This is a genomic window from Bradyrhizobium sp. (assembly GCF_049512235.1).
In the GTDB taxonomy this organism is placed as follows: Bacteria; Pseudomonadota; Alphaproteobacteria; order Rhizobiales; family Xanthobacteraceae; genus Bradyrhizobium.
The window spans coordinates 1-6,559 of sequence record NZ_JBEKXH010000362.1 but is presented as its reverse complement, the minus strand read 5'-3'; the positions used below and the strand labels follow the sequence as shown (position 1 = coordinate 6,559).

At 61.0% G+C, this 6,559-nt stretch carries 6 protein-coding genes; 5 read left to right on the top strand and 1 reads right to left on the bottom strand.

Annotation, left to right across the window (positions count from 1 at the left end; all coding sequences use genetic code 11):
* From ABSG20_RS26255 to asnB, 3 genes are all read left to right on the top strand, one after another.
* On the top strand, positions 1 to 354 hold a 354-nt coding region (locus ABSG20_RS26255; protein ID WP_423867401.1), incomplete at its 5' end, for a hypothetical protein.
* A 19-nt stretch (positions 355 to 373) separates the two neighbouring features.
* The gene (locus ABSG20_RS26250; protein ID WP_423867400.1) at positions 374 to 1,240 is read left to right on the top strand and encodes a glycosyltransferase family 2 protein; all 867 of its coding nucleotides are present in this window, start codon (positions 374 to 376) and stop codon (positions 1,238 to 1,240) included.
* A 4-nt stretch (positions 1,241 to 1,244) separates the two neighbouring features.
* A complete protein-coding gene (asnB, locus tag ABSG20_RS26245) occupies positions 1,245 to 3,245 on the top strand; it encodes an asparagine synthase (glutamine-hydrolyzing) (RefSeq protein WP_423867399.1) in 2,001 nt (666 codons plus the stop codon).
* Between the two features lie 133 nt (positions 3,246 to 3,378).
* Here asnB and ABSG20_RS26240 read toward each other — a convergent pair whose 3' ends face one another.
* On the bottom strand, positions 3,379 to 4,368 hold the full coding sequence (locus ABSG20_RS26240; protein ID WP_423867398.1) for a lysylphosphatidylglycerol synthase transmembrane domain-containing protein: 990 nt from the start codon (positions 4,366 to 4,368) through the stop codon (positions 3,379 to 3,381).
* Between the two features lie 206 nt (positions 4,369 to 4,574).
* Here ABSG20_RS26240 and ABSG20_RS26235 point away from each other — a divergent pair, with 206 nt between their 5' ends.
* Positions 4,575 to 5,858: a nucleotide sugar dehydrogenase gene (locus tag ABSG20_RS26235; protein WP_423867397.1), complete on the top strand. Its 1,284-nt coding sequence runs from the start codon at positions 4,575 to 4,577 to the stop codon at positions 5,856 to 5,858.
* 19 nt (positions 5,859 to 5,877) lie between these two features.
* Positions 5,878 to 6,559: SDR family NAD(P)-dependent oxidoreductase (locus ABSG20_RS26230; protein ID WP_423867396.1), on the top strand; the 682-nt coding region annotated here is incomplete at its 3' end.

The following is a 6,559-nucleotide window of genomic DNA, read 5'->3' as shown; positions in this document are numbered from 1 at the left end:
GGGCTGCGCACGATATCGATCGACCGCGCGGTCTATCGCTACGGCACCCATCAGGGTTCCCTCAGCTTTGGCCCCGCGGCAGGGCAGTTCGCTTACAACAGCGAAGCCATCCGGCTGGCGCAGACGCGCCTCGCGCAAGGTTCGACCGCCCGCGCGCGCGCCTTCTATCGACGCTGGCTCGGATGGGCGATCGGATATGCGCTTGCCCGCGGTCTGGGCAACGGTGCGTTCTCGCAGGCCGCCGCGATGTCGGCGGCCGCCCGGTCGCAGTTTGCGCTCTGGCCGGCGGAATTCGTGGCGCAAGCGATCTGGCACCTGTCGACGCGCGCCGAGCGGCGCGGCCAGCCGGCATGAGCAGGGCTTGCAGTAGATCATGCCGTTAATCTCCGTCATCATCCCGATCTGGAATCGCGCGCATTCCGCGGCAAAGGCTGTCGATTCCGCCTTGTCGCAGGCCCTTCCGTCGGGGCATGCGATCGAGGTCATCGTGATCGATGACGGTTCCACTGATCAGCCGCAGCAGGCACTGGCACGTTTCGGCGACACCATCAGGCTGGTCCGTCATCCGAACAATCTCGGTGCCGCGGCGGCGCGCAACACCGGATGCGCGGCCGCCACTGGCGAGTACATCGCGTTTCTGGATTCGGACGACAGCTGGCTGCCCGGCAAGCTCGAAGCCCAGATCGGCTTCATGCGTGAAGGCAATTTCGACGTCAGTTGCACCGCTTACCTGCTCGAGCAGGCTCCAGGCAGGTTCATCACCTCGCCGCGCTATGGCACCGGGCCCTTGACCTTCGCTGATCTGGTGTGGGGCTGCTTTGTCAGCCCCGGTTCGACCTTGTTGTGCAAAAGCGCCGTATTCCGTGAGGTCGGCCCCCTGGACACCTCGCTCCGGCGTTTTGAGGACTGGGACTGGCTGATGCGATTGACGCAGACGAGGCCGCTGGGATTTCTCGCGCAGCCGCTCGCCCGTATCGAGCCATCCACAGGTGTCCAGCAGACCGCTGTATTCGTCGCGCTCGAGCGCATAGCCAGCAAGCACCTTCCTGGCCTTTCCGGAGGACTCCGCCGGAACTTCAAGGCGGCTTATCACCTGGAGCGTGCGGCGGCGCTGTACCGGGCGGGCGAGCGAGCAGGCGCGATGAGCGAGCTTGCCGTCTCGTTGCTGCAGTCGCCGCTACGTCACCGGGCACTGGCCGCCATATTGCATAACCGCCTCGCAGCGGCAGCGGTGCGATAGTCAGATGTGCGGCATCGCAGGCATCCTGAAGAAACCGGACGGCGAGCGGATCGCGATCAGGCAATACACGACCCGGATGACCGCGACGCTGGCGCACCGCGGGCCGGATGCCAGTGACGTGTGGACCGACGAGGCCGCGGGCGTTTCCTTGGGTCATCGGCGGCTGGCCATCCTGGATCTCACCGCCGCCGGCGCTCAGCCGATGCACAGCGATTGCGGACGCCTTGCCGTCACCTTCAATGGCGAGATTTACAATCATCTCAGCATCCGGTCCGAACTCGAGGCGGCAAAGGCTGCGCCGAACTGGCGCGGACATTCCGACACGGAGACCTTGCTGTATGCCATCAGGCATTGGGGGATCAACGATGCGTTGCAACGATTCAACGGCATGTTCGCATTCGCGATCTGGGACGCACGCGACCGTTGTCTGACGCTCTGTCGCGATCGCTTTGGCGAGAAGCCGCTATTTTATGGCTGGATCGGCAGCGATTTTGTCTTCGCCTCGGAACTGAAGGCATTAGCCGCTCATCCGAACTGGAATCCGACCATCGACCGCCGCGCGCTCACCGCATTCATGCGCCACTCCTACGTGCCCGCGCCCTGGACGATCTGGGAGGGCGTCAGAAAACTGGTTTCGGGTTCGTCGCTTCGGATCCCGGAAACCGTGGGTCGGGGCGAACTGCCGCAGCCTGCATCCTATTGGTCGATGTGCCGGCAGGTGGTCGCGCGCCAGCGCGACCGCTTGACCGATCCGGTTGCCGCTGTGAACGAGCTGGAGCGGCTATTGTCTCAGGCCGTGGAGCGCCAGTCCCTATCCGACGTGCCGCTTGGCGCTTTTCTATCGGGCGGCATCGATTCCTCGACGATCGTGGCGCTGATGCAGACCCATTCCAGCCAGGCGATCAAGACATTTTCGATTGGCTTTGCCGAAGCGGATTTCAACGAAGCGGTTCACGCGCGCGGCGTGGCGCGCCACCTTGCCACCGATCATACTGAGTTGATCGTGGCACCATCGGATGCGCGAGACGTTATTCCAAAGCTGGCGCAGATCTATGACGAGCCGTTCGGCGATTCATCGCAAATCCCGACACGGCTGGTGGCCGCGCTGGCGCGGCGTAGCGTCACGGTCGCTCTCACGGGCGATGCCGGCGACGAGCTTTTCGGCGGCTATAATCGCCATGTCTGGGGCGCGCGCCTGCAGGCGCACTTCGACCGCCTGCCCGCGGCCGCAAAAGGGTTGCTTGCCGCCACGATCAGGCTGATGGCCCCGGAGCCCGCGAACACGATCGGGCGTCTGGCGGGTAGGGTGCTTCCGCCCCGTTACCGGATCTTGAGGGCGGGCGACCGGATCGCCAAGATCGGACGAATCGCTGGCGCGCGCTCCTTCGATGAGATGTATCGGTTGCTCAGTTCGATCGATGACGATCCAGCGAATACGATCATCGGAGGCGATGAGCCTGAGAGCTGGTTCAATGCGCAAATGGCCGGGATCGAGCCATCGATCGATACGCTCGACCGCATGACATTATCTGACATCCTCAGTTATCTGCCGGATGACATTCTTCAAAAAGTTGACCGCGCGGCGATGTCCGTCAGCCTTGAAACGCGGGTCCCGTTTCTCGACAAGGATGTTGTGGAATTCAGCTGCCGGGTGCCGCCGGAGCTGAAGGTGAGGGACGGCGAGGGCAAGTGGCTGGTGCGGCAGGTTCTGGATCGACACCTCCCCAGGCATCTGTTCGACCGTCCGAAGACCGGATTTGGCGTTCCACTCGACGACTGGCTTCGCGGCCCCTTGAAACCCTGGGCTTCGGACTTGCTTGCATCCGACAGACTAAATCGACAGGGCTGGTTCGATACCGGGCGAGTTAGCCGCGTTTGGTCCGAGCATCAGCGAGGCACGCGCAATCATGGCTCCTGGCTCTGGAATGTCCTGATGGTGCAGGCATGGTCCGAACGATGGTTCACCTCGTCCGCCGGGGTCCGAAACGGACTGCAAGACGGGTAAAATGACGCTAAAGGAGCGAGGTTGAGGACCTCGCTCAAGCTCGACAAGGGCCAATTTGCGGGCTGTAACGCAGCTGACGCGGCTTCATTTTCCTTGTATTTCAGGGCCGGCTATGAAACTCGCGCTCGTTCCTTCAGGAATTTACCGATTTGGGTTCGGCCGGTTCGTCGTCCGCTGGGCTAATCGCTATCGCTGCAGCTGTCTTCTCGGAGCTTAAGATCCAGACCAGTCCGCCGGCCGCGCCGACAATGAACGACACCGCGCCAAACAGAATCGAAACCGCCGTTCCGTCCGTCTGAGCCAGCCCCGCATAGCCGAAGATGACCATCATGGTCGCCTCGCGCACGCCCCAGCCGGCGATCGAGATCGGCATCATGGTGATCAGCATGATGGGCGGGATCAGCATGAAGACCTGTTCGAAATTCGCAGGCGCCGAAATCGAACGAACGGCGCACCACGCAATCACGACGGTCAGCACATGAGCAGCCATCGACAGAACTGCGATCTTGGGGCCGCTGCGCCGGTTGAGGATCACCTCGTTGGCGATGACCGAACAGGCATGAAAATGTCTTGTCGGCCACCAGCGCTTCAGCCAGGTCCAGGGTAGATAGCCGAGCAGCAGAAAGCCCAACCCGCCTGCGAGCGCGGCGAGGTCAACTGAAACGAGCGCGAGACGACCTTTGCTGCCGGCAATCATGCCGTAGCTCCACGGCAGGCTGGCAACAATAATGAGCGCTAGCGCGATCAGGCCGATGGCCCGGTCGGTCAATATCGAGTAGGTTGCCGCCCGCCAGCCTGCACCGGTGCGATTGACGAGCCAGAGCCGCACGGCGTCGCCGCCGATCGAGGACGGCAGTGTTTGATTGAAGAAGGCGCCGATCATGTTGTAGCGAAAGGCTTGCAAATTGGTCAGCGGCGCTTGGCAGAGTTCGGAAATCTCGCGCCATCGCAGCGCGCCGATAAAAATCTGAACGACCGTAACGATTACTGCGAGCCCTATCCAGCCGACATTGATCTGGCTCAAGCGGGACTTTATCGCGGTGAAATTGATCCCGCGAAGCGCGAGATAAAGCAGTGCCAGCGATACCAGTATCCGGACAGACAAAATGAGAAGCCGACGCATTCCGGGCCGTATTCGCTGGTGTATCAAAATGGTCCAGGGCGAGCGCGCGACGCGCGATTTTTCCGCTTTGGTATGGCTTTAGGGAGGCTATGGCAATAACCCTAACAATACTAAAGCGTTCACCCCCTTGCGATCTCCGGCGTACGGCGGCAATACAGTCGGCGGAGTGGCGTCAATAGCGTCCCTGGAGCTTGGAATATCATTTGATGTCCCGCCGCCGAAATATCGCGGTCATTGGTTTGGGTTACGTGGGGCTGCCTGTGGCAGCGGCCTTCGCGCGCGCGGGCAATCCGGTCGTCGGCTTAGATATCGACCAGGCGCGCATCGCGGAACTGAAGTCCGGCCATGATCGCACCCGAGAGGTCGAGTCTTCAGAGCTTGCGCTGTCTTCGTTGAACTTTACGAGTGAGGCAGCCGCGATCCACGTGTCTGATTTCTTTATCGTGACGGTTCCGACCCCGATTGACAGCGCACGAAGGCCCGATCTCAGCGCCATGTTCGCGGCTTCGCGAACGGTGGGTGCCGCGCTCAAGAGGGGGGACATCGTTGTTTACGAATCGACCGTCTATCCGGGCGCCGTCGAAGAGGAATGCGTGCCGATCCTCGAGCAATTGTCGGGTCTCAAGGCAGGTTCCGATTTCAATGTGGGCTATTCGCCGGAACGCATCAATCCCGGCGACAAGCAGCATCGATTTGAATCGATCGTCAAAGTCGTTTCGGCGCAAAATCCGGAAACCCTCGATATCATTGCCGACGTTTATGAATCGGTGGTTACAGCCGGCATCCACCGCGCCCCCTCGATCAAGGTCGCCGAGGCCGCCAAGGCCATCGAGAACACCCAGCGCGATCTCAATATCGCGTTCATGAACGAGTTGTCGCTGATTTTCCAGGCGCTCAAGATCGACACCGGCGACGTGCTGGCCGCCGCGCGGACAAAATGGAATTTCCTGCCATTTCAGCCAGGGCTGGTCGGTGGCCACTGTATCGGAGTCGATCCCTACTATCTGACCTTCCGGGCAGAAAGGGCCGGCTATCACCCCGAGGTCATTCTGGCGGGACGCCGGATCAACGATGGCATGGGCCAGCGCGTGGCGCGCGAATGCATTCGCGAGCTGCTGCGCCGCAAGGGCCGCGGTGGCCTCGTCACCATACTGGGCCTGACCTTCAAGGAAGACGTGCCGGATACCCGCAACTCTCGCGTCGTCGATATCATCAGCGAATTGCAATCGTTCGGTCTTGCGGTCCAGGTGCACGATCCCCTGGCCAATGCGACCGACGCCAGGCACGAATATGGCGTGACCCTGATTGAACTTGATGCGTTGCAGCCCGCCGACGCGGTCATCCTGGCGGTTGCACACGCCAGTTATCTGGACGGCGGCTGGCCGCTTGTTCAAAAATTGCTGGTCGACGGCACCGGCCTTGTCCTCGATGTCAAGATGAAGCTCGATCGCGGCTCACGGCCTGCAGGCATAGAGCTGTGGCGGCCCTGAGAGCCCAACCGGAGAAGCGATGTCGCGCAACACGGTACTAGTCACCGGAGCCGCTGGCTTTATCGGTTTTCATGTTGCTCAGCGCCTGTTGTCGGGCGGCCATGAAGTTGTCGGCCTCGATATTGTTAACGACTACTACGATCCAAAGCTGAAAGAAGCGCGCCTCGAGATCCTGAAACGCCGTGCAGGCTTTACTTTTGTGAAACTCGATCTGGCAGATCGCGCGGCAACCAAAGCACTTTTCGCGCAGCATGGCTTTCCCACGGTCATTCATCTCGCGGCCCAGGCAGGCGTTCGGTACTCGCTCACAAACCCACACGCTTATATCGATGCCAATATCGAGGGCTTCATTAATGTGCTTGAAGGTTGCCGCCACAATCACTGCAAGCAGCTTCTGTTTGCGTCATCGTCCTCGGTGTATGGCGCCAACACCAAACTGCCGTTTTCGGTGCAGGACAATGTCGACCATCCCATCAGCCTCTATGCCGCGTCGAAGAAGGCCAATGAGCTGATGGCGCATGCCTATAGCCACCTGTATCGCCTTCCTGCCACGGGACTGCGGTTCTTCACGGTCTATGGTCCGTGGGGCCGTCCCGACATGGCGATGTTCATCTTTGCCAAGGCCATAGCCGACGGACGGCCGATCAGATTGTTCAATTACGGCCGCATGCGGCGCGATTTCACCTATGTCGATGACGTCG

Excerpts from the sequence above, each read along its gene's own strand:
- ABSG20_RS26250 (WP_423867400.1), top strand. The coding sequence starts at position 374 with ATGCCGTTAATCTCCGTCATCATCCCGATCTGGAATCGCGCGCATTCC.
- asnB (WP_423867399.1), top strand. The coding sequence starts at position 1,245 with ATGTGCGGCATCGCAGGCATCCTGAAGAAACCGGACGGCGAGCGGATC.
- ABSG20_RS26240 (WP_423867398.1), bottom strand. The coding sequence starts at position 4,368 with ATGCGTCGGCTTCTCATTTTGTCTGTCCGGATACTGGTATCGCTGGCA.
- ABSG20_RS26235 (WP_423867397.1), top strand. The coding sequence starts at position 4,575 with ATGTCCCGCCGCCGAAATATCGCGGTCATTGGTTTGGGTTACGTGGGG.